The organism is Methylococcales bacterium (genome assembly GCA_030949405.1).
Lineage (GTDB): Bacteria > Pseudomonadota > Gammaproteobacteria > Methylococcales > Methylomonadaceae > WTBX01.
This window is the reverse complement of record JAUZSN010000002.1, coordinates 1,394,505-1,419,967: the sequence shown is the minus strand read 5'-3', so window position 1 is coordinate 1,419,967 and position 25,463 is coordinate 1,394,505. Positions and strand designations below refer to the sequence as shown.

21 protein-coding genes and 1 pseudogene are annotated in these 25,463 nt (G+C 39.2%); 11 read left to right on the top strand and 11 right to left on the bottom strand.

Annotated elements, in window-relative coordinates:
* Positions 1 to 7: 7 nt before the first annotated feature.
* From Q9M50_07550 to Q9M50_07520, 7 genes are all read right to left on the bottom strand, one after another.
* Positions 8 to 1,588 carry an NADH-quinone oxidoreductase subunit C gene (locus Q9M50_07550; protein MDQ7090485.1) on the bottom strand — a complete coding sequence of 527 codons (1,581 nt, stop codon included), beginning with the start codon at positions 1,586 to 1,588 and terminating at the stop codon, positions 8 to 10.
* A complete protein-coding gene (locus tag Q9M50_07545) occupies positions 1,585 to 3,048 on the bottom strand; it encodes a hydrogenase 4 subunit F (GenBank protein ID MDQ7090484.1) in 1,464 nt (487 codons plus the stop codon). The genes Q9M50_07550 and Q9M50_07545 overlap by 4 nt, the downstream gene beginning before the upstream one ends.
* Positions 3,045 to 3,722 (bottom strand): formate hydrogenlyase, encoded by a 678-nt coding sequence (locus Q9M50_07540; GenBank protein MDQ7090483.1) that lies wholly within the window; start codon positions 3,720 to 3,722, stop codon positions 3,045 to 3,047. Before Q9M50_07540 ends, Q9M50_07545 begins: the two co-directional genes overlap by 4 nt.
* Complete coding sequence (locus Q9M50_07535) at positions 3,722 to 4,666, bottom strand: NADH-quinone oxidoreductase subunit H (GenBank protein MDQ7090482.1); 945 nt, start codon at positions 4,664 to 4,666, stop codon at positions 3,722 to 3,724. The genes Q9M50_07540 and Q9M50_07535 overlap by 1 nt, the downstream gene beginning before the upstream one ends.
* Entirely contained in the window at positions 4,666 to 6,783 is a 2,118-nt protein-coding gene (gene hyfB, locus Q9M50_07530) for a hydrogenase 4 subunit B (protein ID MDQ7090481.1), read from the bottom strand. The genes Q9M50_07535 and hyfB overlap by 1 nt, the downstream gene beginning before the upstream one ends.
* 25 nt (positions 6,784 to 6,808) lie before the next feature.
* Positions 6,809 to 8,473 carry a SulP family inorganic anion transporter gene (locus Q9M50_07525; protein MDQ7090480.1) on the bottom strand — a complete coding sequence of 555 codons (1,665 nt, stop codon included), beginning with the start codon at positions 8,471 to 8,473 and terminating at the stop codon, positions 6,809 to 6,811.
* 345 nt (positions 8,474 to 8,818) lie between these two features.
* Complete coding sequence (locus Q9M50_07520; GenBank protein MDQ7090479.1) at positions 8,819 to 8,971, bottom strand: hypothetical protein; 153 nt, start codon at positions 8,969 to 8,971, stop codon at positions 8,819 to 8,821.
* Here Q9M50_07520 and Q9M50_07515 point away from each other — a divergent pair.
* Entirely contained in the window at positions 8,906 to 9,040 is a 135-nt protein-coding gene (locus Q9M50_07515) for a hypothetical protein (GenBank protein MDQ7090478.1), read from the top strand. The genes Q9M50_07520 and Q9M50_07515 overlap by 66 nt on opposite strands.
* Before the next feature lie 20 nt (positions 9,041 to 9,060).
* Here the strand turns inward: Q9M50_07515 and waaF are convergent, their stop codons facing one another.
* From waaF to Q9M50_07500, 3 genes are all read right to left on the bottom strand, one after another.
* Positions 9,061 to 10,089 carry a lipopolysaccharide heptosyltransferase II gene (gene waaF / locus Q9M50_07510; GenBank protein MDQ7090477.1) on the bottom strand — a complete coding sequence of 343 codons (1,029 nt, stop codon included), beginning with the start codon at positions 10,087 to 10,089 and terminating at the stop codon, positions 9,061 to 9,063.
* A gap of 163 nt (positions 10,090 to 10,252) precedes the next feature.
* Positions 10,253 to 11,179, bottom strand: coding sequence for a branched-chain amino acid transaminase (locus Q9M50_07505; GenBank protein ID MDQ7090476.1), 927 nt, complete (start codon positions 11,177 to 11,179; stop codon positions 10,253 to 10,255).
* A 276-nt stretch (positions 11,180 to 11,455) separates the two neighbouring features.
* Complete coding sequence (locus Q9M50_07500; protein ID MDQ7090475.1) at positions 11,456 to 12,343, bottom strand: hypothetical protein; 888 nt, start codon at positions 12,341 to 12,343, stop codon at positions 11,456 to 11,458.
* A gap of 409 nt (positions 12,344 to 12,752) precedes the next feature.
* On the opposite strand from Q9M50_07500, the gene panC reads away from it, so the two are divergent.
* The 10 genes from panC (at position 12,753) to Q9M50_07450 (ending at position 24,590) form a co-directional block, all read left to right on the top strand.
* Entirely contained in the window at positions 12,753 to 13,595 is an 843-nt protein-coding gene (panC, locus tag Q9M50_07495) for a pantoate--beta-alanine ligase (protein MDQ7090474.1), read from the top strand.
* 132 nt (positions 13,596 to 13,727) lie between these two features.
* Entirely contained in the window at positions 13,728 to 15,581 is a 1,854-nt protein-coding gene (locus Q9M50_07490) for a mechanosensitive ion channel family protein (GenBank protein MDQ7090473.1), read from the top strand.
* A gap of 57 nt (positions 15,582 to 15,638) precedes the next feature.
* Positions 15,639 to 16,019: an aspartate 1-decarboxylase gene (locus Q9M50_07485; protein MDQ7090472.1), complete on the top strand. Its 381-nt coding sequence runs from the start codon at positions 15,639 to 15,641 to the stop codon at positions 16,017 to 16,019.
* A 246-nt stretch (positions 16,020 to 16,265) separates the two neighbouring features.
* Positions 16,266 to 16,733, top strand: a complete 468-nt coding sequence (gene rlmH / locus Q9M50_07480) for a 23S rRNA (pseudouridine(1915)-N(3))-methyltransferase RlmH (GenBank protein ID MDQ7090471.1) — start codon at positions 16,266 to 16,268, stop codon at positions 16,731 to 16,733.
* Positions 16,734 to 16,739: 6 nt separating this feature from the next.
* A complete protein-coding gene (locus Q9M50_07475) occupies positions 16,740 to 17,315 on the top strand; it encodes a Maf family protein (GenBank protein MDQ7090470.1) in 576 nt (191 codons plus the stop codon).
* Positions 17,308 to 18,753 (top strand): ribonuclease G, encoded by a 1,446-nt coding sequence (gene rng, locus Q9M50_07470; protein ID MDQ7090469.1) that lies wholly within the window; start codon positions 17,308 to 17,310, stop codon positions 18,751 to 18,753. Before Q9M50_07475 ends, rng begins: the two co-directional genes overlap by 8 nt.
* Positions 18,754 to 18,859: 106 nt before the next feature.
* The gene (locus Q9M50_07465) at positions 18,860 to 22,651 is read left to right on the top strand and encodes a YhdP family protein (GenBank protein MDQ7090468.1); all 3,792 of its coding nucleotides are present in this window, start codon (positions 18,860 to 18,862) and stop codon (positions 22,649 to 22,651) included.
* Positions 22,652 to 22,678: 27 nt separating this feature from the next.
* Positions 22,679 to 23,503, top strand: coding sequence for a carbon-nitrogen hydrolase family protein (locus Q9M50_07460; GenBank protein MDQ7090467.1), 825 nt, complete (start codon positions 22,679 to 22,681; stop codon positions 23,501 to 23,503).
* 10 nt (positions 23,504 to 23,513) lie between these two features.
* Positions 23,514 to 24,104 carry an outer membrane protein assembly factor BamC gene (gene bamC / locus Q9M50_07455; protein MDQ7090466.1) on the top strand — a complete coding sequence of 197 codons (591 nt, stop codon included), beginning with the start codon at positions 23,514 to 23,516 and terminating at the stop codon, positions 24,102 to 24,104.
* 192 nt (positions 24,105 to 24,296) lie between these two features.
* Positions 24,297 to 24,590, top strand: coding sequence for a hypothetical protein (locus Q9M50_07450; protein MDQ7090465.1), 294 nt, complete (start codon positions 24,297 to 24,299; stop codon positions 24,588 to 24,590).
* A 103-nt stretch (positions 24,591 to 24,693) separates the two neighbouring features.
* Here Q9M50_07450 and Q9M50_07445 read toward each other — a convergent pair.
* Positions 24,694 to 25,101: pseudogene (locus Q9M50_07445) on the bottom strand (M48 family metallopeptidase).
* Positions 25,102 to 25,463 lie beyond the last annotated feature (362 nt).

Below are 25,463 nucleotides of genomic sequence, written 5' to 3'. Positions count from 1 at the left end.
TGATCTCCTATAAGTCCTGACCTGAATACGAGGCATTAACTGATTTATTACACACAGGAAAGTCTGGTACGATATTATTCAGTACCATTTTTTCCAGAGCTAATGCACTAAAAACACTCGGATCTCGTGCATAAAAACGACTCACGGTGTTATTGTCAGCAAAGCGCACATAGCTGATAATTTCACCTCGCCAGCCTTCAACCATCGCCAGCCCTTGGCTCTGATCTAAGGGTATTTTCCACGCGGTTACTGTTTCTCCTTCTGGCATCTGTGCCAACAATTGCTTAATCAATTTGATAGAAGCAAAGACTTCTTTGATGCGTATCCAAACCCTAGAGGCGACATCCCCTTGCTCTTCTATGGCGACTTTAAGCTCTAATTGCGTATAGGGCGGGTAAGGTGTATCGCGACGCACATCAATATTCTGTCCACTGGCTCGCCCGACATAACCGACAACGCCATAAAGTGCAGCGGTAGCAGGCGATAAATAACCCGTGATAAACAAACGATCCTCCAAAGAAGAATTTAAATCTAAGGGCGGGATAATTTCGTTTAATTCGTTACGTAAGTCCTTTAATTCTTGCTCGATTAACGCACTATCAGCAGCTGATAAATTGATGTTCACCCCTCCAGGTACCAGCTTATCCATCAACAACCGATGCCCAAATATCTTAGCCTGAGTGCGTTGCCATTGTTCACGTAATCGGCTGAATTGCATTTGTGCAAAGGCAAAACCGACATCATTACAAATTGCGCCTATATCTCCGAGATGATTGGCAATACGTTCCCGTTCACATAACAAAGCGCGTAAAAAAGCCGCGCGGGCAGGAATTTCAATCCCTGCCGCGTGTTCCATCGCACGGCAAGCGGCCCAACTGTGTGCAACGGTGCTATCCCCAGAAATACGTCCTGCTAGGCGCACTAATTGTTCTGGAGTACGTCCTTCGGCGAGTTTTTCAATGCCTTTATGCACATAACCAAAACGCGCTTCCAAATTTAAAATGGTTTCACCCACTGCCTGAAATCGGTAGTGTCCAGGTTCAATAATGCCTGCATGTACTGGGCCGACAGGAATTTCATACACCCCTGCACCACGCGCTTTAACAAACTGATAATCCATATCCGCTGGGGTAATGGCTTTAGGATTACCCTGTAGTGGGAAGTCCTTACGCAATGGGGAATCATGCTTCCTCCATGCCTGATGGCGCAACCAAGCTCTGGAATCGGGATGATCCATAAATTTAATGCCAAACATATCTTGTGTATGTCGCTCACTACGGCTTGCAGCAGGATAGATGGTTGCTTGTGAAGGCAGTTCAGCACGTTCAAAGTCAAGTGTGGTTGATAGGCAAATATACTCACCTTTTAAGGCAAAACAGGCATGTACTAAAAAAGTATCCGAATTTTGTTCTGCCCAGCCTGCTGCCCAACGCATAGAATGTTGTTGGGCCAATTTAGCAAAAGATAACCAATTTTCTGGAGCAATATGCCATTGCTCGCTATTGGCATCAACGATTTCAAGCTTAATAGCTGCTGTGTCTAGTTCGGAAAGTAAGCGAGTCCGCCAATTTGATTGAATTTCACTCATAACGGCGCACTCCCTGAAATTAAAATAGTCGCTTGGGTAAACCAATCCGCCAGAAAATCAGGCATCGCCAATCCCAGCCATAAAACTATTACAAGATGCAAAGCCACAGGCCATAAATTAACCTTGACAGCGTGCTGTCCTTCAGGGCATTCGCCATAAACCATTGGCTGAATATTTCTAAATAAACCGGCACAGGCGATACCGATACCTAATAATAGAAAAGGCGTGAGCCACGGATAACTTTGCATAGTCGCGAGTAAGACCAAAAACTCACTTGCAAAGACACCAAAAGGCGGAAAGCCCGCAATCGCGAAAGTCCCGATTAATAAGCCCCAACCCACTTGCGGTTGAGTTTTAATCAATCCACGGATTTTATCAATACTTTGCGTACCTGCAATTTGCGCCGCATGACCTACCGTGACAAAAATAGCTGATTTGGTTAATGAATGTACGGTCATGTGCAATAAGGCCGCAAAAACAGCAAACGGTGTGCCGATGCCAAAAGCAAATGTCATCAACCCCATGTGTTCAATTGAAGAATAACTAAATAAGCGTTTAATATCTTTTTGACGATGAAGAAAAAAGGCTGCAACTAAAAATGAGACCAAACCAAAGCCCATCATTAAATAACCTGCTATATGGCTATCAGTTGCGCCATCGACCAGCATTTTATTTCGCACAACGGCATATAAAGCATCATTTAATAATAAACCCGATAACACCGCTGACATGGGCGTTGGACCTTCAGAATGGGCATCGGGCAACCAGTTATGTAACGGTACTAAGCCAATTTTAGTGCCATAGCCGATTAACATAAAAACAAAAGCAATTTCTAAAATATCGGGTTTTAATAAATAAGAATTTTCATTCAGAACTGACCACATCAAGGCATTTTCAGAGTCGTTGATTTGTATTGCAGCATAATATAATAAAATAGTGCCGAATAAAGCCTGAGCAATCCCAACCCCACATAGAATAAAATATTTCCAAGCCGCTTCAATCGCTTCGGGCGTACGATATAAACTCACTAATAGTACTGTCGCCAGTGTTGCGGCCTCCATTGCCACCCACATAACCCCCATATTATTCGTGGTCAGTACCAGATACATGGCAAACATAAAGCCCTGATACATGGAGTAATATAATTTTAAACGCTTGCCACTTAATTTACCCAATTCTTTCTCATGCGCCATATAAGGCCCCGAAAAAATCGAAGTGGTAAAACCCACTAAGGCGGTTAGCACGATTAAATAGACATTAAAGGAATCAACAATAAAATAATGTTCCTCTGACAAGATAGTGCCCGCATTAAACACATTAACCGCTAGCCATAATGACAGAAATAAGGCCACGGCATTGAAACGGATATTTTGTTGTCCCACATGGTCTTTATGTCCCTGTAAAGCAAAATAGACAATCCCACATAACGGTAACAATAATAATAAATAAGCTGGAATCATGAGTCTACCTCGTTTAAACGATTCATCTTATCGACATCCAAAGAATCTATGCTGCTATTAATATGCAGAAAGAAAATACCAAATAAGATCGCAGCCACTAGCACATCAAAGGCAACGCCTAATTCCACCACCATTGGCATACCATTAGTGGATACGGTGGCGGCAAAAAACAAACCATTTTCAATCGACATAAAACCGACCACATGGGCAATTGCTTGATGATGTGAAATCATTAATAACATGCCTAATAAAATAACCGCCAAACTTAAAGACAGCGCATTTAATAGAATCATGGATGAATCTTGCATAATAGGATGCAACACATAATAACTAAATACGACTAAGCCTGCACCGCCCATCATGATAGCGGTCTTATTATTCAAGGCTTCAACATCACGGTGCATATTCAGCTTCAAAATATGCCGCCTAAGCATCCAAGGAATAAAGATAACTTTCAAGGCGAACGTTATTGCGGCAGAAATATACAAATGCGAATTATTAAAGCTATATGCGGCAATTGCAGTGGCCGCGACTAACATAAAACCTTGCACAGCAAAAACAAACACCAAGCGTAATAAACGACCTTGCCCCAGCATAATGAATGACGTTAAGGTCACTAAAGCGGCTAAGGATAAAATAACTTGGGAATAATGATCAATATTTTCAATATCCATTAACCTACCGACTCCAAAATAATGTGGCTTAACATACCAAGCAAACCCAATAAATAGGCAAAACTCAGAAACTCTTGTACCCGAAATAAACGCATTTTAGCCAGCAGGGTTTCTGAAATGGCCAGTAAGAGAGCTAACACCGCTAATTTACCCATAATAACGAGTAAGCCATAACCTAATGCACTCAGGGTAAAGCTCTCGGCAATGCCCCAAGGGAAGAATATATTGGCAATCAAAACCCCATACAGCAGCAGCTTTAATTGACTCGCCCATTCAATTAACGCCAAATGACGACCACTGTATTCTAAAATCATCGCTTCATGAATCATGGTTAGTTCAAGGTGAGTCGCTGGATTATCGACAGGAATACGTCCCGTTTCAGCAACCGCGACTAATATCAACGCAAACAAGGCAAAGATAAAAGAGGGACGTAATACCAGACCTTCTTGTAAAACATGTTCTATCGCAAATGATAAATTAGTGGTTGAAGCGGTCATGGTAATGGTAAACACCGCCATTAACATGGCTGGTTCCGCTATTGAAGAAATCGTCATTTCCCGCGATGATCCCATCCCCCCAAAAGCAGTGCCTACATCTAAACCCGCAAGCACTAGAAAAAATCGTGCAAAGGCCAGAAAACCAACCAGTACAATGACATCTGCACTCGCTGCTGTGGGTAAGTCAACGGCAATTAAAGGAATCACTGAAATCGCTAATACCGTTGCAGAAAAAATAATATACGGTGCAATCACAAATAACCAAGACGCTTGTTTAGAAACCACAGGCTGCTTATGAGTGAGTTTTAGTAAATCCCGATAAGGCTGCAATATCGAAGGGGCCCTCCGATTTTGTAAATGACATTTACACCATTTCACCCAGCCTGCGAGTAACGGCGCGAGGATAAGAAACAGCAGTATTTGAATAATGGCTAGTAATCCACTCATTAGCTAATCACCCATAATAAGAACAATAATGTAAAAAATGAATAACTCAAATAAACACGGATATTTCCAGTTTGCATCCGACTCACTAAACGAGCAGTTTTATTAACCGTGCGTTCAATCGGCTGATAGAGTCTTACCCAACTGTGATCTTCGATATGTAATTGATAACGAATATCAGTGACTTGTAAGGGCATCCCTCCTGCCTGCTTATCAATCACTTCGTCAATTTTCCAGACTTTGGCAAAAATGCGTCTAAAGGGCATGGTAAATGCCATGCTGGTATATTGCATACGCGGGGTCAATCCCCCAAAACCACAATCCCAGGTATCGGATTGACGCAATTTAACGGCGGGGTCACGACGTAAATAATAAAAACTAATACCGCCTGCAATCAATGAAAAAATCAATACAATCGGTGCAGCGTAAGATGCTTGTTGTGCCGATACAGGTTCTAACCATATCCACCCAGCCGCTGCTGCATTAGGCATACCTTGACCAATAATTTGTACAGCAACATTGTCCAGTAAATTAAGCATCAGTCCTGGGAAAATACCGAATAAAAAGCACAAGCCCGCGAGTAAACTTAAACTTAACAACATGCCTTTATCTTGTGTTTCTTCGGCTTTATCGGCATGACGAGAACGCGGTAAACCTAAAAACATTATGCTGTATAATTTAACAAAGCAAGCCGCCGCTAAGGCTGCGGTTAACGCTAAAGCCGCTGCCATCACTGGGATTAAACTACGCAACACCGCATCATCTAATACACCAACCTGCAATGCCGTTTGAAAAGCGAGCCATTCAGAAACAAAACCATTCAATAAAGGCAACGATGAGATGCTCATGCAAGCAATCAAAAATAACTTACTGGTATGGGGCATCCGTTTAATGAGTCCGCCCATATCCTCAATATTCAGGCTATGGACCTGATGTTGAATTATTCCTGCCCCTAAAAATAATAGATTTTTAAATAAGGCATGATTAAAAGCATGAAACAAAGCGGCAACAAAACCAAGTGCGGCTAAATTAGGATGGCCTTTGGCGAGAAAAATCATTGATAAACCAAGGACCATAAAGATGATGCCGATATTTTCCACCGAACTATAGGCCAATAAGCGTTTTAAATTCGGTTGCATCATGGCGTATAAAATCCCACCTAATGCCGAAATAGAGCCAAAAATCATTAATATGACCCCCCACTTCCATTGAATATCACCGAGTAAATCAAAGCTAAAGCGAATTAAACCGTAAACAGCCACTTTTAACATCACCCCACTCATCAATGCAGAAATATGCGAGGGGGCAACGGGATGTGCTTCGGGTAACCAAACATGTAGAGGCACTAAACCCGCTTTCATACCAAAACCGACTAATGCTAGTACAAAGGCGATGCTGGCCCAACTACGGGAAAGCGAGACATTGCGTAAGGCATCAAAGGTAAAGGAGTAATCTGTTGAAAAGCTCGTGAGGACTCCAAAGGCGAGAATAATTGCGATAGCGCCGACTTCGGCCATAATCAGATAAATAAATGCAGCTCGCCTATTCGCTGAATTTTCATGCTGAAAAGCCACCAGAAAATAACTCGCCACGGACATCATCTCCCAAGCCATCATAAAAAAGAACGCATCATCCGCGAGTAAGACCATCAGCATACCCGCAATAAATAAACCACTGAATAAGCCTAAGATGGCAAACGGATGGTCTTGTTCTTTATTGTTTTTAACATAACCTGGCCCATAAAAACTGATCGTAAAAATAGCAATCCCAATAATCAGATAAAACAAGGCGGACAAACTATCAAAGCGTACATGCCAAGGTAGCCACGGCAACCCCAGAGGCAATACATCACGGGCGACCGATTGACTCATCATCCCTGCTAACCCTGCGGCAATGGCAAAGACACCTGCTACGCCCAGTGATATAAAAACGATTTGTTGGATACGCTGTAGATAATTTTCTTCAGTGAATACGCTACCTAAGCAGGTAAAACCTGTAGAATTCTGTGTACAAAGCTTACGAATAAGCACGAACACTCGGTTTCTCTGCCGGGCAAGCAAAGCCAGTAAGCCCGATAACAAGCTAAAACAAACCGCTGCATAAGCTAAAAAAAGAATCATACGATTTCTCTCCCTAAATTAAAAATTAAGATTTACGCATATCATGAGTCATCAAGCGTGCTGCTAAATCATGATCAGAAAACTTATGAATAGAATTCCCTATTTGTTCACATTGCCCACCATGCAACTGATAATCGCGCATAAAATCATGGAAAAACTCCATAACGGTATGATCAATCAAATAAGCATTACTTAAATTTAAAATAATTTTTTTACCCCTTGGAAGTTCATTTAAGGCTTTTTTAAGCGGTAAAAAATTACTAAAGACAGCCGAACCATTTAATTCAACGTCAAAGGTATCGCTGTGTGTTTCGTTAATAGAAAAATAGATTTTGAATAAATTGCTCCACCAGACACCCCGTATAAGATGCACCAGCACTTTAACCAGCATACCGATAGCGACCCCAATTAATAAGTCGGTTGCCAAGACACTAATAAGGGTAATAACAAACATGAAAAACTGTTCAGTACCAATCTCAAGCACATGTTTAAACTCTTTCGGTGAGGCTAACTTATAACCGGTATACACCAATAATGCCGCTAATGCCGCTAAGGGAATACTATGAATCACCTGTGGAAACAACATGACAAATAATAGCATCATCCCGCCATGGAAAAAATTTGCCCAGCCTGTCTTTGCCCCATTATTAATATTCGCTGAACTCCGCACGACTTCAGAAATCATCGCAGTCCCGCCGATCATTCCCGCAACGGTATTACCCACGCCGACTCCCCTTAAATCTTTATCCAAATTTGAACGTCGGTAATAAGGGTCTAACTTGTCGGTGGCTTGCGTGGTGAGTAAACTTTCCAAACTTCCCACTAAGGCAATGGCAATAACCGCTTTCCAGAACTCTAAAGTCAAAAATTTACCAAAATCTGGAAAATAAAAACTGGACATAAAATGATCAGAAATCGCCACTAAATATTTAGGCCCTACCGTGTCGTCATGTAAAATATTACCCGTCAACATCTCAAGCTGATGGGGGACATGAAAAATATGTATATGCGCCAAATTAAAAAAAGCCGCTAAACTGACTCCTAAAGTCACTACGACTAAAGGGGCTGGAATTTTTTTCAACAAGGGATGCTGTTGTTTATTCCAAAAAATTAACAATAACAAACTACTCACCCCAATAAATGCAATTTCCGCATTCATGGTCATAATACTGTGTGGAATTTGTGCCATGCTAGAAAAAATACTACCCGATTCTGGCGATGTACCGACCATGACATGAAATTGCTTAGTCATAATAATAACGCCAATTGCAGCCAGCATACCGTGTACGACTGACGATGGAAAAAAAGCACTCAACGTCCCTAATTTAAACTGCCCCATCAGTATCTGGATAATCCCAGCAACGACAATAGCCGCTAAGGTATAACGGTATCCCGCAATCGCATCGCCCTGCCCCATGCTTTGCACAGCATCCAGAATAATAACAATCAAACCCGCAGCGGGGCCCGTAATCGTTATATAAGAACCATTGACACGAGAAACCAGCATTCCGCCGACTATGGCACTTAAAATACCGGCCATTGGAGGCAAACCTGATGCCATAGCAATACCTAAGCACAAGGGCAAAGCAATCAAAAAAACTAAAAATCCAGAAAGAAGATCGTCTCGCCAATATTTTTTTAAGCCAGCAATACCTGTTTCAGGAACATTTTGTATCGATGAATTATTCATAAAGATAAGTCTCCAAAATAAAATATTAAAATAGATAGTGCAAAGCCTATGCCATAAATCAAAATTAAGATAACTAATTGAATTTAATAAAGTTTTTTATTTTTTAAAATAGCTTAGTGATTGCTCAAACCATTAAATCGGTTGAAAACAACCAAGCTCAATGGTTGTTTTGAACCAATTCAAAACTCCCTATGCTGGATTTCTGGGGGACGATTGTTTTTCAAGGTGACGTTAAAGGAATATCACCTCTCATAGCCAGAAAAAAGTTTATTTTTTTAACAGCATCCTGAAATTTCATTGTGTTTTTATGCTAAGAATTAAAGAGGTTAAGATAAATGAATATCTTCATTTTTGCAATAGAGGAAGATCGGTATAATATCTAATAAAATCATCCGCATAACGAATCACATTAATCTTGTGTGAACGCTTCTCATGAATGTTCTTGTACATGCAACTTTCCAGACCATCCAAACACAGATTTGCCAACAAAGTCGAGATAATTCCCCCTTGCGGCGTACCTTTATCGGTGTGATGAAAGACTTGTGGATCGCCTCCGTACTTTATTAACGCAAAAAAACTAACGTCGCTTACTCTAACGTCCGTTGCATTTTTTGATGGATCGCCTCAATCACTTGTTTCGGCTTAATCTCGGTTAAGCATCGTGTATGCTCTAAAGGACAGACGCGTTTAAAACACGGCGAACACTCAAGACCTAAATTAATGACCGTTGCATTTTCATTCAGAGGCGGAGTAAAGTTTGGATCTGAAGAACCATAAATCGCTATTAAATTTTTATTTAATCCTGCGGCAATATGCATTAATCCTGAATCATTAGCCACTACCATCGTTGCTAATGACATTAAATCAACCGCGTCTGCAATAGAGGTCGAACCTGTAAAATCATGACAGGTATTATTCGTCTGTTGATTAACCTCAGCAGCGGTCGTTTTATCTTTTTCTGAACCTAATAACCAAACCTGCCAGTTTTCAGAAAGAAAATGATTAGCGACTTGAGCATAATAATCCCCTAACCAACGCTTTGATCGTCCAAATTCCGCCCCTGTACAAAGAACCAAAACCTTAGCTTGACGGTTTAAATTAAACTTATCTTGCATCCGTTGTTGTTGATCGTCTGAAACTTTAAACGACGGAACAGGACAAATGGGCCGTGTGGTCGCTGTTTTTGGGTAAGCTAAAGCAACAAATCGCTGAACAGTTTTTGTTAGCTGGGTTTTATCTAATTTATAAGCATCATTTAATAACCCCCAACGGCATTCACCTACATAACCCGTTCTCAGCGGAATATTAGCAAAAAAAGGCGTTAACGCTGATTTCCATGAATTAGGTAATAGGATGGCTTGGTCATAGTGCTGATCGCGTAATCGTTTGCCTAATTGAATCCGCTCCATTAATCCTAATTTACCATGACCTAATGGCATTTCAATTGCTGTCGATACTTCGGGCATTCGGTCTAATAATGCAAACGTCCATTTAGGGGCAAGGACATCAATCTGGCAATCGGGGTGTTGTTGCTTCAAGGTCATGAATAAACTTTGTGCCATGACCATGTCGCCAATCCATGAGGCTCCTACAATTAAAATACGAGAATTTTTCATGGGTAACGGGATGAAAGGTAAGAGGTAAAGGGTTAAAGGGTTAATAACGTCCAAAAGTCGCCTACAAAATAAAAATAAATTTTGTAGACTGGGTTAGCTTATTTCGCTTGAGAAGTAACGTCAAGACCCTGCAAATTTATTGGAAATTATTAGCGTATTCTGCCTAAGCGGTATAGGTTAACCATTCAGGATGCGTTCCACGGCGACCATGCACATAATCAAAATAGAGACTTTGTAATTTTTCAGTAATTTCACCCCGCGTTCCAGAGCCAATAAGCCGATCATCATATTCCCGAATAGGCGTGACTTCTGCGGCTGAACCTGTAAAAAAAGCTTCATCAGCTACATAAACCTCATCACGTGTGATTCGCTTTTCGACAATCTCCAAGCCTTCCTCTCGCGCAACCGTCATAATCGTATCACGGGTAATGCCTTCTAAAGCGGAGGTCGTTTCAGGGGTATAAAGTTTACCATTACGAATAATAAATAAGTTTTCACCACTGCCTTCAGCAACATAACCTTCATGATCCAATAATAAAGCCTCATCATAGCCTGCGGATAACGCTTCTTGTAAGGCTAAAATAGAATTAATATAATTACCATTTGCCTTGGCTTTACACATGGTACTGTTAACATGGTTGCGAGTATAAGAAGAGGTTCTAATACGAATGCCTTTTTCCATGCTTTCATCCCCTAAATAAGCCCCCCATTCCCATGCAGCTACCATGATATGGACTTTTAAATTATCCGCGCGTAAGCCCATTCCTTCTGAGCCATAAAAGCACATTGTTCTAATATAGGCACTATCCAGATTATTTTTACCAATAGCCAGACGCTGGGCTTCATTTACGACCTCTTTGGTAAAAGGAATTTTCATGTTTAAAATATGCGCGGAACGGTAGAGACGATCCGTGTGTTCTTTTAATTTAAAAATAGCCGTCCCTTCTTCAGCATGATAAGCACGTAGACCTTCAAACACACCCGCGCCATAATGTAACGTGTGGGTTAAAACGTGAACTTTCGCCTCACGCCACTCTACCCACTCGCCATCCATCCAAATGAGTCCATCTCTATCATTCATTGTTTGCATATTTTTATCTATAGGGTCAATTTAATTTGACCTGATTATATCGACTTTAAAAAGCAAGGTAAACCCGATAGAAGCATTGTTTCAGGTATTCCGCTTAAAAAATAAGAGGTAGAAAGAAGCTAAAAATAAAACTAAGGTGAATGGGGGGGGGGTTTTAAACCTCGAATGAGCTTTAAAAATAAAGAAGGGGAGAATCTAAAACAGGGTCATAATCAACGAGTGTTCTATCGTGTCATGACCCTGTTATTTTATGAGGAAGATAAATTTAATTTAAAATTAAATGCTATTTAGATAAGCTGAAATTTTGTTTGCAGAGTCCGCTGTAATTACGGCACTTAGAAATCCCATTCCACCTTTATTTCCAGCAATCGCACTCATGGTTGAAGTTGCACTTCTGCCTTTTAATACGCCGTTTTGATTAAAGGCTGGATTTGCACCATGACAAGCCGATGAAGCACAACTGGCATAAGCAGCTTGACCTTCAGTAATTATGGAGACAGGTTCGGGTGTTACTGGAACAGGTTCAGGAGTTGTTACAGGAGTTGTTACAGGAGTTGTTACAGGAGGGGTAATGTTCTCATTCGCATCACGGATACCATTTTGATTAAGATCATCATCGTAGAAACCATCATTATTGGTATCGGCATCATGAAAACCATTTTGGTCTTTGTCGTCATCATGAAAACCATCGCGATTAATGTCATCATCCGCAAAACCGTTATTATCAAAATCACCACTTTGCTGAGGCGGTAACCCAATCATAAAATTAAGCTTACTTAAGCCCCCAAGTCCCCCGACCCAGTTGTTAAAATCTAAGGGATTGCTATCAGGATTTGCAACGACCTGAAAGATGGTATAACGACCTGGTGCTATACCTTCTGCGAGGATATTAAAAAGAGGAACTTGACCCAAATATTCTTGTCCTTGTGAAAAAGGGATAACATCAGGCGTTAATTGACCACTCTTTGTCATAAATAAGAATCTCCCCCCTGTTTGAATGGCTAAATAAAGATCCCCACTAACAGGGGTTGGAAAATTTGCTTTTGCAACAATACTTAACGTCGGATCATTAACAACCGCTCTATCGGTTTGTAATTCAGCAAAAGCAGGGCTTATTAAGGGGCTACAGGCAATTACCATTGCCATTATATTTAATTTTTTCATTTGGGTTATGCCTGTTTTTTAATTTTATATGAGATTAATCCCTTTTTTTATTTTAAGGGAACTGTTGTTATACAATGCACCCATCGTGCCAAAGCAGAAAATAACCTTTTTTTTCAATAGGTTAATTATTTATTTGTTGATTTAGTGACGATTTTTTTTAAATCTTGAAAATAAACCTGCAAAAAAAGTATGAGAATTTAAACATAAACTACAATTTTTGCAGGAAATAACCTGGTTGAAATTAAATAACCGTTGAAATTAAAAGTGCAAAAATATAATGCTTCTTATCTCGATCATGAAATAATGTGAATTATTTTAACGATAACGTTAACGTATTTATAAATGAGGTCGTAAATAGTAGTCAGTTATTTGCGTTTAAAAATTTAATATTTATTCAAAACCACACCCTATGCAAACGCTTAATTCAATTCAAAGCCTACGCGCGACGATAAAAAAATGGACTCAACAAGGAATGACGCTTGCTTTTGTGCCTACAATGGGGAATTTACATGCGGGACATTTAGCCTTAATACAGGCGGCTAAACAAAAAGCGGATAAAGTTATTGTGAGTATTTTTGTTAATCCGACTCAGTTTTCAGAAGGCGAAGATTTTAAGAGCTACCCACGAACAGAACAACAAGATAGGACGGCATTAATATCTGAAGGGGTTGATTTGTTGTTTTTACCGACTGTTGAGGAAATTTATTATCCCGATGCCCAAACAAGCCTTCATATTTCAACACTGGCTGATTTGCATTGTGGTCAACAACGGAAAGGGCATTTTTCAGGCGTTGCGACGATTGTGTGTAAATTATTAAATATCGTGCAACCCAATCTCCTTTTTTTAGGTGAAAAGGATTTTCAACAGCTCGCGATTATTCGACTGATGATTCGTGATTTAAATAGCCCAGTGGTCGTGGAAAGTATCAAAACTATGCGTGAAACAGATGGTTTGGCGATGAGTTCACGTAATGGCTATTTAACCTCAGAACAGCGTCAAATTGCGCCTAAGCTTTATCAAGCATTGGGTTACGCCCGTGACCAAATTATACAAAATGAGCTGGATTTTAGAACGATTGAAAGGCAACAACAACAGTTTTTAACGTCGATAGGTTTTGAAATTGATTATTTTTCAATTTGCTGTGCGAATGATTTATTATCTGCAACTAATTATGAGCAGGCACTGGTTATTTTAGCAGCAGCAAAATTAGGGAAACCTCGTTTGATTGATAATGTTTATTTGCAGAAATAATTGAGCTTCTTACCCTTAGCCTTTAGGGACTAAACTTAAAATATAAGAACCGACCTCAAAAATGCAAGGCGTTCTATTTATACCGATTTTTTTCCAGTTTTAAATTAGCAACTCCACAACAAGGTTTAAGCGATGACAAAGCCATTAATTTTTTTAATTATGCTCATTTTAAGTGTTACGGTTAATGCGAAACCCAGTGACCAAGATGACGTTATCAATAAGCTTTCCAAGCTCAATAGCTTTAACCAATCCTTGTTAACGCTGGAGGATGATGAAAAAATTGACCGTTTACTTACCGAAAAAAATCAGTTATTAAGTGATTTAATGTTTCAATTAAGATCAACGCTCGTTGAAAAATTACCGGGGGTTATTGATAAAAAACGATTAAATTTTTTAAAAACGCGTATTAGTGTCAATCAAGAAAAAAATAACACCTTGGCCGTACAACGAGATAAATTAAAACAGGCCTTGTATCATGTTCAACAAAATACTCATGAGTCGATTCTCTACTTCATTCAAGCGGCTCATAATTATGAACAACCTGAAACAATTGTTCTTTACGCAAAACAAGCGTTAAGTGATAACACGAAAGAGCGAAAGTTAATCGAACTTCCTGATGAAACCGAGTCGAGTATTTATCATGATGTGGTTAAAAACTACAAACAGTTTCATATTTTTAACGATACCTATCGTGATATTTTAAGCTATGCAGCTAATAATCCTGAACAAATATCCGTTAAACATTGGATAAAGAATTTTACGTTGCCATCAATGATTGCTTATGTGAATCATTTTGAATTTATTAAACCCTATAATCACAAATTATCCGCCTTTAAGGTTGATGTTGGGGGTGTTTTTCTATCCATTATGATTGTGTTAGTCGTTTATCTGTTTCACCCGTTTGTTTTTCGATGCACCAGTTGGTTTGTCGAGACCTATTTACTCGAAGCGGGAGCCGATCATCAAGAATTAATTTATCATGAAATTCGTCGTCCCTTACGAACGTTGTTAATCTTTTTTGGTCTTGATCTAGCGAATTATGCCTTTTTTTATAAAACCGATTATCGACTGTTACTTGAAAATGTTATTTTCGTTGTTTATGCGTTTATTTATAGCTGGTTTTTCTTTAAATTACTCGACAGCATTGCTTTATTACATATTCGTAAAATTTGTCGAACCAATAAAGAGCTACGGAAAGAGTTGTTTAATTTAGGCGTTCAAGTAAGTAAAGGACTCATTTTAGTGCTTATCATAACCGTCTGTTTAAAACATTTTGGTATTAATATTACCGCGATTGTCTCAACGTTAGGAATTGGCGGCTTAGCCTTTGCTTTGGCGGCAAAAGATACCCTATCCAATTTGTTTGGCGGCGTAACGATTCTTTTTGATAATATTTTTAGAATGGGCGATTGGGTAAAAATTGGCGATGCCGAAGGGACGGTGGCAGAAATTGGTTTACGAAGTACCACGATTCGCACCTTTGATAATGCACTCATTACCATTCCCAATGCGTCGGTATCGGTTTCTTGTGTTAAAAATTGGAATCGTCGGGTGGTTGGGCGACGGATAAAAATGTATATTGGCCTAACCTATGAAAGCGATATGAAGGATATACGTCAGGCGTTGGAGGATATTCGTACCATGTTACAACACCATAGCGATATTGCTAATCCCCATTCGACGATTCAAGGAAGAAAACGGCGAAATTTTCGGTTTTCATCGCAGGCGGATACGCAAGGCATTAAAAATATGCAATTAGTCTTTATGGATCGGTATAATGATTTTTCGATTGATATTTTAGTCTACTGTTTTTCAAAAACGGTTAATTGGAGTGAGTGGTTAGCCGTTAAAGAAGATGTTTTATTTAAAATTGCTGATATTCTTCAAAAAAATAATTTAGAATTTGCCTATCCAACCGAAGTTAGAATTAATCGTGATGGGGAAAATTTAAAGGATAAAACTAAAGAAGAATCATTTGAAAGTTGATAGTCTTATTAAAATAAGGCATAATCAAGAGTTCACAAGTATTTAAGTTTATTTATTATGCAAGCCACAATGCTTAAAGCAAAATTGCACCGGGCGACGGTTACACACTCTGAATTGGGCTATGAAGGCTCTTGTGCTATTGATTCCACTATTTTAGACCGTTCGGGAATCAAAGAATACGAGCAAATTCAAATTTATAACATTAATAATGGCGAACGTTTTACCACCTATGCGATTCGTGCAGAAGCGGACTCTAAAATTTTTTCAATTAATGGGGCGGCGGCTCGTCGTGCCTGTCCAGGTGATTTGATTATCGTTTGTGCGTTTGCAAGCTATAATGAAAAAGAACTTGAAGCCTATAAACCCACGTTAGTTTATTTTGATGAACAAAATAATATCAGTCATGCCAGTCATGTAATTCCTGTACAAGCAGCCTAACAAATAGGTTGCTAAATTGGGCATCCTTCATTTAGCTCAAAATATAGTTTACACTTTATTCTTAAAAAATAGTGTGGCGTAAAATAGCATTAGCTCGTTTCGTGATTCGCCAACCGCTAGTGCTATTGGACTCCGATTTAAACTGTAAACTGAAAAATAAAGGATGCCCTAAATTTAAAGAATTAATTTTTAAAAGGACACGCTAAGTGTCCTTTTTTTATCTCATTAGCTTGAATTCAACTCATTATGCAAATACAACTTATTTCCGTGGGAAAAAAAATGCCCGCTTGGATTGAACAAGGCTACGATGATTACGCTAAACGCTTGCCGAAGGCGTGTGAATTAATTTTAAGAGAAATTCCCGCAGGAAAACGAGGGAAAAATAGCGATACTCAGCGAATTATAAGAGATGAAGGCGAAAAAATGTTAGCGGCCATTTCACCGAGAAGTCATCTGGTGACCCTTGATATTCCTGGAAAAGCATGGACGACTCCAGCCCTGTCCGTTAACCTTAAAAGCTGGCTCGAAAGCGGACAAAACATTGCGTTATTAGTTGGTGGTCCTGAAGGCCTTGCTGATGCCGTAAAAGCACGCGCTCACCAATCGTGGAGCTTATCTAACTTAACGTTTCCTCATCCCCTTGTTCGCGTTTTAGTGGCTGAACAAATATACCGTGCGTGGAGTCTTCTTAACAACCACCCTTATCACCGCTAAATCATCATGACACAGATTATTTTAGCGTCAAATTCACCGCGACGACGCGAATTATTGACTCAATTAGGGGTTACTTATCATGTTTGCCGGATTGATATTGATGAAACCCCCTTAAAAAATGAATCCCCTTTAGTGTATGTACAGCGGGTAGCCGCTGAAAAATCGGCCGCGTGTGTTAAGCTAGATAATCCCATCTTGCCTGTACTTGCGGCGGATACGGCGGTCATTTTAAATAAAAAAATCATGGGAAAGCCTGAAAATCAAGCCCATGCCGCCGAGATGCTAACGCAGTTATCGGGAACAACGCATCAGGTTTGTAGTGCGATTTCGTTTAGGGGGACTGAACATTGGCAGCGATTAGTCATCACTGAGGTTAAATTTAGATCGCTTCAGCCGTCTGAAATGCGGAACTACTGGAAAACAGGCGAACCCTGCGATAAAGCAGGTGGCTATGCTATTCAAGGTCTAGGAAGTATTTTCATCGAATCAATCAAAGGCAGTTTTTCAGCGGTGATGGGGTTACCCTTATTTGAAACCGCTGAACTTTTATCTAAACAGGGAATAAAAATTATCCATGAGTGAAGAAATCTTAATTAATGTTACGCCACCGGAAACACGCGTCGCACTCATCGAAAATGGTATTTTGCAAGAACTCGTGATTGAGCGAATTCTACAACGGGGTTTAGTGGGTAATATTTATAAAGGCGAGGTGTGTCGGGTTTTACCAGGAATGCAAGCCGCTTTTATTGATATTGGATTACCGAAAGCGGCTTTTTTACATTTATCCGACTTCAAAGCCAAAGAAAAGGGCTGTGATAATATTGAACGCTATTTGCATGATAAGCAATCGGTTATTGTGCAAGTTACGAAAGATCCTTTAGGGTCTAAAGGGGCGCGTTTAACCACTGAAATCTCAATTCCGTCCCGCTTTCAAGTTTACATGCCTTATAGTAAAGCCTCTGGTGTTTCTCAACGCATTGAATGTCAAAATGAACGCGCCCGATTAAAAACGTGTAGCACGGCGTTTCAAAAGAAAAATAACTGTGGAGGCTTTATTGCCCGTACCGCAGCCGAATGTATTGAAGAGCCGATTTTATTTGCCGACATGACCTTTTTAATTAAATTATGGGAGTCTATCGCGGCAAAGGTTGAACTTGCGTTGCCTAAAACCCTTATTTATCAAGATTTCCCCTTAAGTGAACGTATTTTAAGGGATCTTTACAGTGAAAGTATTGAGCGTATTCGTATTGATTCGCGTGAAACATTTATACGGGTCACTGAATTTGCAAAAACCTTTGTTCCTGAAATTGTCCCCATTATTGAACATTATTCAGGCGAGTGTCCTGTGTTTGATATTTACAATGTCGAAGGGGAAATCAAAAAAGCCTTGGATCGAAAAGTTCCTTTAAAATCAGGGGGTTATTTAGTTTTCGATCAAACCGAAGCGATGACCACGATTGATGTTAATACGGGGGCCTATGTCGGTGGGCGGAACTTAGAAGAGACTATTTTTAAAACCAATCTTGAGGCAACACAGACCCTTGCACGACAGTTGAGACTTAGAAATCTGGGGGGTATTATTATTATTGATTTTATTGATATGCAAAGTAGCCGTCATAAAGATCAAGTATTAGAAGCCTTAGAACGCTATCTTGCAAAAGACCATGCAAAAACCCATATCTCCACCGTCTCTATTTTAGGTCTCGTCGAAATGACCCGTAAACGGACGCGAGAAAGTTTAGAGCATATTTTATGTGAACCTTGCTCGGTATGTGAAGGGCGTGGTGTCTTAAGAACAGCCGAATCCATGTGTCTTGAAATTTTTAGAGAAATTATTCGTGAAGTGCGACAATATAAGGTGCAAAAATTATTAGTTTTGGCCTCACATGAAGTCGTTGAAGCCCTCCTTGATGAGGCCGCTGATATGCTATCAGAATTAGAGGTTTTTCTAAATGTGCAAATTAAATTTCGTGCCGAATCGGAATATAATCAAGAGCAGTATGATGTGGTTTTATTGTAAATAAGAGGGTTAGTGATTGCATTTATTGAGATCACCCTCATCACTTAACCAACCGACTCCATTTTAAGGGACAAAATCGTGTCCGCCCTATTCTCTAGGATAATGAGTGATTTCTAAATTAACTCGCCTTACGCGTTATCTTACCCTTCTTAGTCTTATTTTTATTGCCTTCGTCTTAACGGTAATACGTCTTTTTGTGTTTTGTATCGACGTTTATAAACATGAATTAGAACTGAAACTCTCCGAACTTGTTGATGCCCCTGTCAGTATTAAACATTTATCAGCAAAAATGTACCGCCTCCATCCTGAAATTATTTTAAACGATATTTTTTTATCCACGCCTGAAAATAAACAAGCGATCAGTCTTAAAGAATTACACATTGGGGTTGATTTAGTGGAGTGGGTGTTAACGGGCCAGCTACTTGCCGCGACCCAAGTAAGTTTAATCGGGGCAAAATTATCAGTAATTCGACAACACGATGGGAGCTTCAGTCTTCTGGGATTAAAAGCAGGTGAAGGGCAACCTCTGTGGCTTTTACAGGGGAAACAATATCAATTATTGCAAAGTGAAATCACTTGGCTAGATAAAAAAAGACACGGTAAAAAAGTGACGTTTAAACACGTTGATCTGATTATTAAAAATGAGGGGGCTCAACGCCGCCATCAAATTCATTTTTTAAGTCAATTACCCTCTGTTTATGGGAAGAAATTACGCGCTTCCGTTGAAATACAAGGGAATCTCTTCGAGCCTGATAATCTAAGTGGGCGACTCTTTATTGAAGGCGATAACATTCAGTTTTCAAAATTACTCACAGGGGAACTCCCCTTAAAATTAACCCTTAATCGGGGGCAAGGTGATTTTAAACTATGGGGAAAAATTCAACATTCTGAACTGAATGCGTTAACGGGTTATATTGATGCTAAAAAAGTAAGTTTTCAGCGTCAGGATAAGAAAAAAATTAAGTTTAGTCGAGTCAAGACTCGGTTTAATTGGGCTAATCAAATGGATCATTGGCGGCTCGCGGTAGAAAATTTACAAACCACTCAAAAAAAGGGAATACGATCAACCTTTTCATTAGGAGCTAATCATAAACAACAAGTAGCCGCGACAATAACGAAAATAGATTTACAGTTATTAAGTCGTTTAAGTCAATTTTTTATGCCGTTAATAACCGATAAACCCATCTTTAAAAAGAGGCTTTTATTAAGCGGAGTTTTATCAAAAGGACGGTTATTTGCGGATTTAAAACAACAACGCTATGCTTTAAACGCAGACTTTAAACAGCTTGCAATTCAAGGCATGACAGGGATGCCTAATCTATCCAATTTATCAGGTTCAATTCAAGGCAGTGACGAGGGCGGTAAACTCACATTTACCAGTCAGAATGTAAAAGTACGGTCTAAAAAATTAGTACGGAAGCCCTTAAAAATAAAGCAATTAACAGGGATTGTTCATTGGCAACAATTCTGTGATCATTGGAGACTAAACACCCCCTTATTACGCCTAAAAACCCCTCATTTACGCACTGAAAGTCAATTTACCCTGACGATTCCAAAAACAAAACAAGCTAACTTTATTGATTTACACACCGCTTTTTATGATATTAAGGATGTCAGTCAGTTAAAACATTATTTTCCTGTCGGTAAAATGAGTAAAGAAACCCTCGCTTGGTTAGATCGTGCCTTTGTTAGTGGTGCCATAAAACAGGGGGGGATCTTATTTCACGGGCATTTAGATGCGTTTCCTTTCAAGAAGCATGAGGGGGTATTTCAAGTTTTATTTAAGACCCATCAGCTTGAGCTGGCCTATGCTGAAAAATGGCCTAATCTAAAAGCGATTAATGCCGAGGTCATGTTTTTAAATGAGGGCTTAGAGGTCACGATTAATCATGCCCAATCGAGGAATGTGACGGTTAATAAGACCGTGGCGAAAATTCCTTCTTTGAAAGACAGTGCGTATTTATCGGTTGATTTAACGGCAAAATCACGTACCCTCGAGGCATTAAATTGGTTACAGAAAACCCCCTTAAAACTCCCGATTGATGAAATTTTAGAACAATTAACCATCAAAGGTAACAGTGACATTGGGGTTCATTTAAAAATTCCATTGATGGATCAAGGGGGGGATCAATTAAAAGGTCAGGTGAAATTTAGTCAAAGTTCATTGATAGTACGCGCGATTGATTTACCCCTGACTCACTTTAAAGGGACGATTAATTTTGATGAGAAACATTTTTACAGTAATGATCTGCAAGCCGTGGCGATAGAGTCACCGATTAAAATTAAAATTAAAGATACGCCCCAGGCCGTTAAACTTAATATTAACGGTGAAGTGGGGGTAAAAGCCTTACAACGACAATTTAAATTAGCCGATTTAAAATTTGCGGAAGGTAAAGCCACCTATCAATTAGAACTTAGCTTACCTGCTGCGAAAAACCGTAATACTAAATTACACTTACGCTCTAATTTAAAAGGGATCGCGTTAACATTACCCGATCGTCTTGCAAAAAAAGCACATCAAAAAAGACCGTTAGCCATTGATTTATTTTTAAAACCCGACCCTTTATTACGGGTGAATCTTCGTTATCAATCTGATTTACACATTAAACTTGAGATTGATAAACAGCGTAAAAAATTACATTCAGCCGATATTTTATGGGGTGAAGGCAGTCTGTTTTATCCTAAACAACGGGGTCTTACCATCAAAATAAATCAAGCAACGTTTTCGCCCTTAGCGTGGTTGCCGTTGATTAATACTGACACCCCGAAAAAAAAGGATAAACCCACCTTATTAACCCGTATTGAGATAAACACCCCTGCGCTGAATTGGAATAATAAAAATTTAGGCGCATTTACATTCAATTTAGCTCGCGATGATATTAACTGGAAAGGACGTATTAATAGCGCGTTTGCAACAGGAAAAATAAAATTTCCAATCACCACCGATCAGGCTAATTATCAGCTTGATATGGAAACGATTAATCTTGATGAATTAACAAAATTAGCTCTTAATGACGATACAAAGCCAATTAATAAACAGGGGAAACTTCCACTGATCTCTATTCGGAGCCAGCAATTAATTTGGCGAAAACAAAATTTAGGCAAGTTTTCACTCAGTAGTCAGGCCGATCAGCACGGGGTTTTTTTTGATGCCATTAATATTTGGAACGATCAAGATACACTGTCGCTAACGGGACATTGGTATAAAGAAAACGGTCAGTTACTGTCGGATTTTAAAGGGCAATTAAAATCAAAAAAATTTGGAGCATTATTAAAAAAACTAGATTTTAGCCATGAAGTAAAAGAAACCGTTGCCACCCTTACCTTTGATTTTAATTGGCAAGCCGCCCCTTATCAATTTTCGTTTGCAGACTTAAATGGGGGTCTGAAATTAGAGCTTAACGAAGGACGTCTTTCAAGTATTGAACCCGGTTTTGGACGGTTACTTGGGGTTTTAGCGATGGAGCAGTGGATTAAACGGTTACAATTAAATTTTAGTGATGTTTATCAAGAAGGTCTCACGTTTAATACCATTACAGGACGTTACACCGTGGAAAATGGCATTGCCTATAGTAATGAACTTATTGTTGATGCGATTCCTGCAAAGATTATTTTAAAAGGCTCTATTAATTTAGGGAAACAAGAACTGGATAAAGAAATTTCAGTGATTCCTAAAAGTTCTGCGGCACTGCCTATTGCTGGTACAATTGTGGGAAGTATTGCAACGATGATTGCTCAAACGATTACAGGTGAATACACGGAAGGTTTTTATTTACGGACCAACTATCATTTATATGGAAAATGGAATAATCTTGAGGTAAAACCGTTACATGAACAAGATGGGTTACTCCTTAAAATAGGACGAGGACTGACTGATTTTTCATGGATTTCAGACTAATAAATAAGAATAATAGGAAATCAACGAATGAATAAATGTGCAGCCATACAAATGGCCTCTAGCCCTAATGTTGGCGCAAATCTTTTAGAAGCTGAGAAGCTCATAGCAACCGCCGTTAAACAAGGCGCAAAACTAGTCGCATTACCCGAAAATTTTGCGATTATGGGAATGAATGAATTTGATAAGGTCAATGAAAAAGAACACGATGGCGTTGGAATTATTCAGCAATTTTTAGCAAAAACGGCTGAAAAATATGCGGTGTGGATTATTGCAGGGACGATCCCTTTAGTTGCTGATGATGAGACTAAAATTAGAGCCGCCTGTTTAGTCTACAATAACAAAGGAGAGCGGGTTGCACGTTATGATAAAGTCCATTTATTTGATGTCAGTGTCCCCGATACCGATGAAAAATATTTTGAATCTAATTCCATAGAGGCGGGGTTTGAATCGGTGATTATAGACACCCCGTTTGGTAAAATTGGATTAGCTATTTGTTATGATTTACGTTTTCCTGAATTTTTTCGACAATTAGTCCATAAAGGGGCTGAAATTATTATTGCACCCTCTGCATTTACCGCTGAAACAGGGGCGGCGCATTGGGAAGTTCTTTTACGGGCGCGCGCCATTGAAAATTTATGTTATGTTATCGCGCCTAATCAAGGGGGATTTCATGTCAATGGGCGTAAGACTTTCGGTCATAGTATGATCGTTGATCCGTGGGGAACGGTTTTAGGCTGTCACAAAACAGGGGCGGGCGTGGTATGTGCCGACATAGATAAGGCTAAATTAGACAAAGTACGGACTAATTTTCCTGTTTTGAAGCATAGACGTTTATTTTGCGAAGCTATTTAAGAGAAATTAAATGAAAGCGGTTGTTAAATTTATAGGATTGATGGGGGCATCCTTGCTAGTTATCGGATGTAATAGCACTCAAAAACACCACGATAATGCGGTATTAGAACGTCCCCCGACTCTTGAAATATCCCATGAAATTAATGCACCCGCCCTAACAGAAACAACGATTAAAACAGGATTGAACTCAAAGGTTACCTTACTCGATTCAAACCATTTAAATTTAAAACAACCATTTGAACAAGCGTGGACAACGATAGCGACGGCACTGGAATTTCATCAAATTGAAATTAAGGATCGCGACCAAGAAGCAGGAACTTATTTTGTTAACTATGATCCTGATGATATAAAAACCACCAATATGCTCGATAACCTTGCTTTTTTTTTATTTAAAGATGATTATGCTAAAGCTGCTTATAAAATCATCTTAACTAAAAAAATCGCCAGTGTTGACGTGACCGCTGAAAAGCTGGATCATTTTGAAATGGATTTTCTGGATGATGGCGATGAAATAACGTTTGATGATAAAACCGATGATGGCGCGGATAAGCTTATTCATCATTTATACGGCCTATTAAAAAATGATTTGCCCTTAGATTAGGAAAATTAAAATAGGCTATCCTCCCCTTACAAAGTGGAATATTATGGCGTGAAAAAATATATTTTTTCACGCCGAATTATCAGTCCCTTTCCTTAATGTTATCTCTTAAATAATTTTAAGGTTAGGCTAAACGCAGGAGTACAAAACATGTTTTGTACTCCTGAGCGTGTGTAATTTAAGATAAGGAAAAAAATGAAAAATAATGGCACAAATTCTTCTGTCGCGGAAGGAAGTCGAAAAGTCGTTTTAACTAAATGGATGCTCGTCATTTTTACATTAGGTACCTTTGGCTACTTTGTGCTTTTAGGTCTAAAAGGCGATTCACCTCCCGATTCTTTTTTTATGAACTTTGTCTTGGGCTTAAGTACCATCGGCAGTGCTTTTACAATAGGCAATATATTTGAGCATCGGGAAAAAACAGCACAATTAAAAGTAAAACAAGGCGTTTCTAATAATGCGAATGAAGAAAATTCAGAAGAAGAATAGCAGGATTTTATCTCTTTAAAACCCAAGACCATGTTCATAGAGACGTGAGGATTCGCGTCTCTTGCATTAACGTGAAAGGGATGATTTTGAGTCATAAGCCCGTTTAATACGTTCTGCCATAGCAGGGGGGACTTGAAAAATAATTAGAATCGGAATCACTAGGCAATGGGGCCTGTAAATGCGTTAAAATTTCTGCGAAGGCTTTTGGGTCAATGTTATTTATTTTCAAAAACTCCAAGGCGTAATCATCGGCTTCACGTTCAAATTGGCGTGAATAACGCATATCAACTAAGAGTGTGGGTAATGCAACCGCAAGACTCGAAATCGAACTTATATCACCTAAAATCCCAGACATTAATAATGCGGTAAATGAATTTTGAAAGATTGAGCGCAAGCCATGATGTGCGATGACATGACCTAACTCATGCGCCAAAACAGCCATAATTTGCGGGTCATTATCAGCAAGGTGAACTAATGCATCCGTGACAATAATAATCCCACCGGGTAACGCTAAAGCATTCGCACCTAAAGGCGCACTATAACGAAACGCTAATTGATACCCGTTTGAATGTTCTAAGGAACGCCATTTTAATAATACCCGAAACTACACATTGGTTTACGCAATAAAACATATAAATCATGAAGAACATGAAGTTTTAATGATTTTTCTTCATGAACTTCATGTTCTTCATGGTAAAAATATATTTTAAGTTTCGAGTATTATTTAGTTCTCATTCCTAACATTATATTTACAATCCATATTTTAAAAAACTCAGCACTAGAGCCTGTGAATTTTAAGGGGTGTGTATTTTTATGTGTATCCATTTCTTGAGCCTTTTAATGTTATATTCGTTAGAGAGAACCGTGAGCTAT

Coding starts and splice junctions, on each gene's coding strand:
- Q9M50_07460 (MDQ7090467.1), top strand. CDS start 22,679: ATGAATAAATGTGCAGCCATACAAATGGCCTCTAGCCCTAATGTTGGC.
- Q9M50_07535 (MDQ7090482.1), bottom strand. CDS start 4,666: ATGAGTGGATTACTAGCCATTATTCAAATACTGCTGTTTCTTATCCTC.
- hyfB (MDQ7090481.1), bottom strand. CDS start 6,783: ATGATTCTTTTTTTAGCTTATGCAGCGGTTTGTTTTAGCTTGTTATCG.
- Q9M50_07525 (MDQ7090480.1), bottom strand. CDS start 8,473: ATGAATAATTCATCGATACAAAATGTTCCTGAAACAGGTATTGCTGGC.
- Q9M50_07540 (MDQ7090483.1), bottom strand. CDS start 3,722: ATGGATATTGAAAATATTGATCATTATTCCCAAGTTATTTTATCCTTA.
- Q9M50_07515 (MDQ7090478.1), top strand. CDS start 8,906: ATGAATGTTCTTGTACATGCAACTTTCCAGACCATCCAAACACAGATT.
- Q9M50_07505 (MDQ7090476.1), bottom strand. CDS start 11,179: ATGCAAACAATGAATGATAGAGATGGACTCATTTGGATGGATGGCGAG.
- waaF (MDQ7090477.1), bottom strand. CDS start 10,089: ATGAAAAATTCTCGTATTTTAATTGTAGGAGCCTCATGGATTGGCGAC.
- Q9M50_07550 (MDQ7090485.1), bottom strand. CDS start 1,588: ATGAGTGAAATTCAATCAAATTGGCGGACTCGCTTACTTTCCGAACTA.
- Q9M50_07485 (MDQ7090472.1), top strand. CDS start 15,639: ATGCAAGCCACAATGCTTAAAGCAAAATTGCACCGGGCGACGGTTACA.
- Q9M50_07500 (MDQ7090475.1), bottom strand. CDS start 12,343: ATGAAAAAATTAAATATAATGGCAATGGTAATTGCCTGTAGCCCCTTA.
- Q9M50_07490 (MDQ7090473.1), top strand. CDS start 13,728: ATGACAAAGCCATTAATTTTTTTAATTATGCTCATTTTAAGTGTTACG.
- rng (MDQ7090469.1), top strand. CDS start 17,308: ATGAGTGAAGAAATCTTAATTAATGTTACGCCACCGGAAACACGCGTC.
- Q9M50_07545 (MDQ7090484.1), bottom strand. CDS start 3,048: ATGATTCCAGCTTATTTATTATTATTGTTACCGTTATGTGGGATTGTC.
- Q9M50_07475 (MDQ7090470.1), top strand. CDS start 16,740: ATGACACAGATTATTTTAGCGTCAAATTCACCGCGACGACGCGAATTA.
- rlmH (MDQ7090471.1), top strand. CDS start 16,266: ATGCAAATACAACTTATTTCCGTGGGAAAAAAAATGCCCGCTTGGATT.
- Q9M50_07450 (MDQ7090465.1), top strand. CDS start 24,297: ATGAAAAATAATGGCACAAATTCTTCTGTCGCGGAAGGAAGTCGAAAA.
- panC (MDQ7090474.1), top strand. CDS start 12,753: ATGCAAACGCTTAATTCAATTCAAAGCCTACGCGCGACGATAAAAAAA.
- bamC (MDQ7090466.1), top strand. CDS start 23,514: ATGAAAGCGGTTGTTAAATTTATAGGATTGATGGGGGCATCCTTGCTA.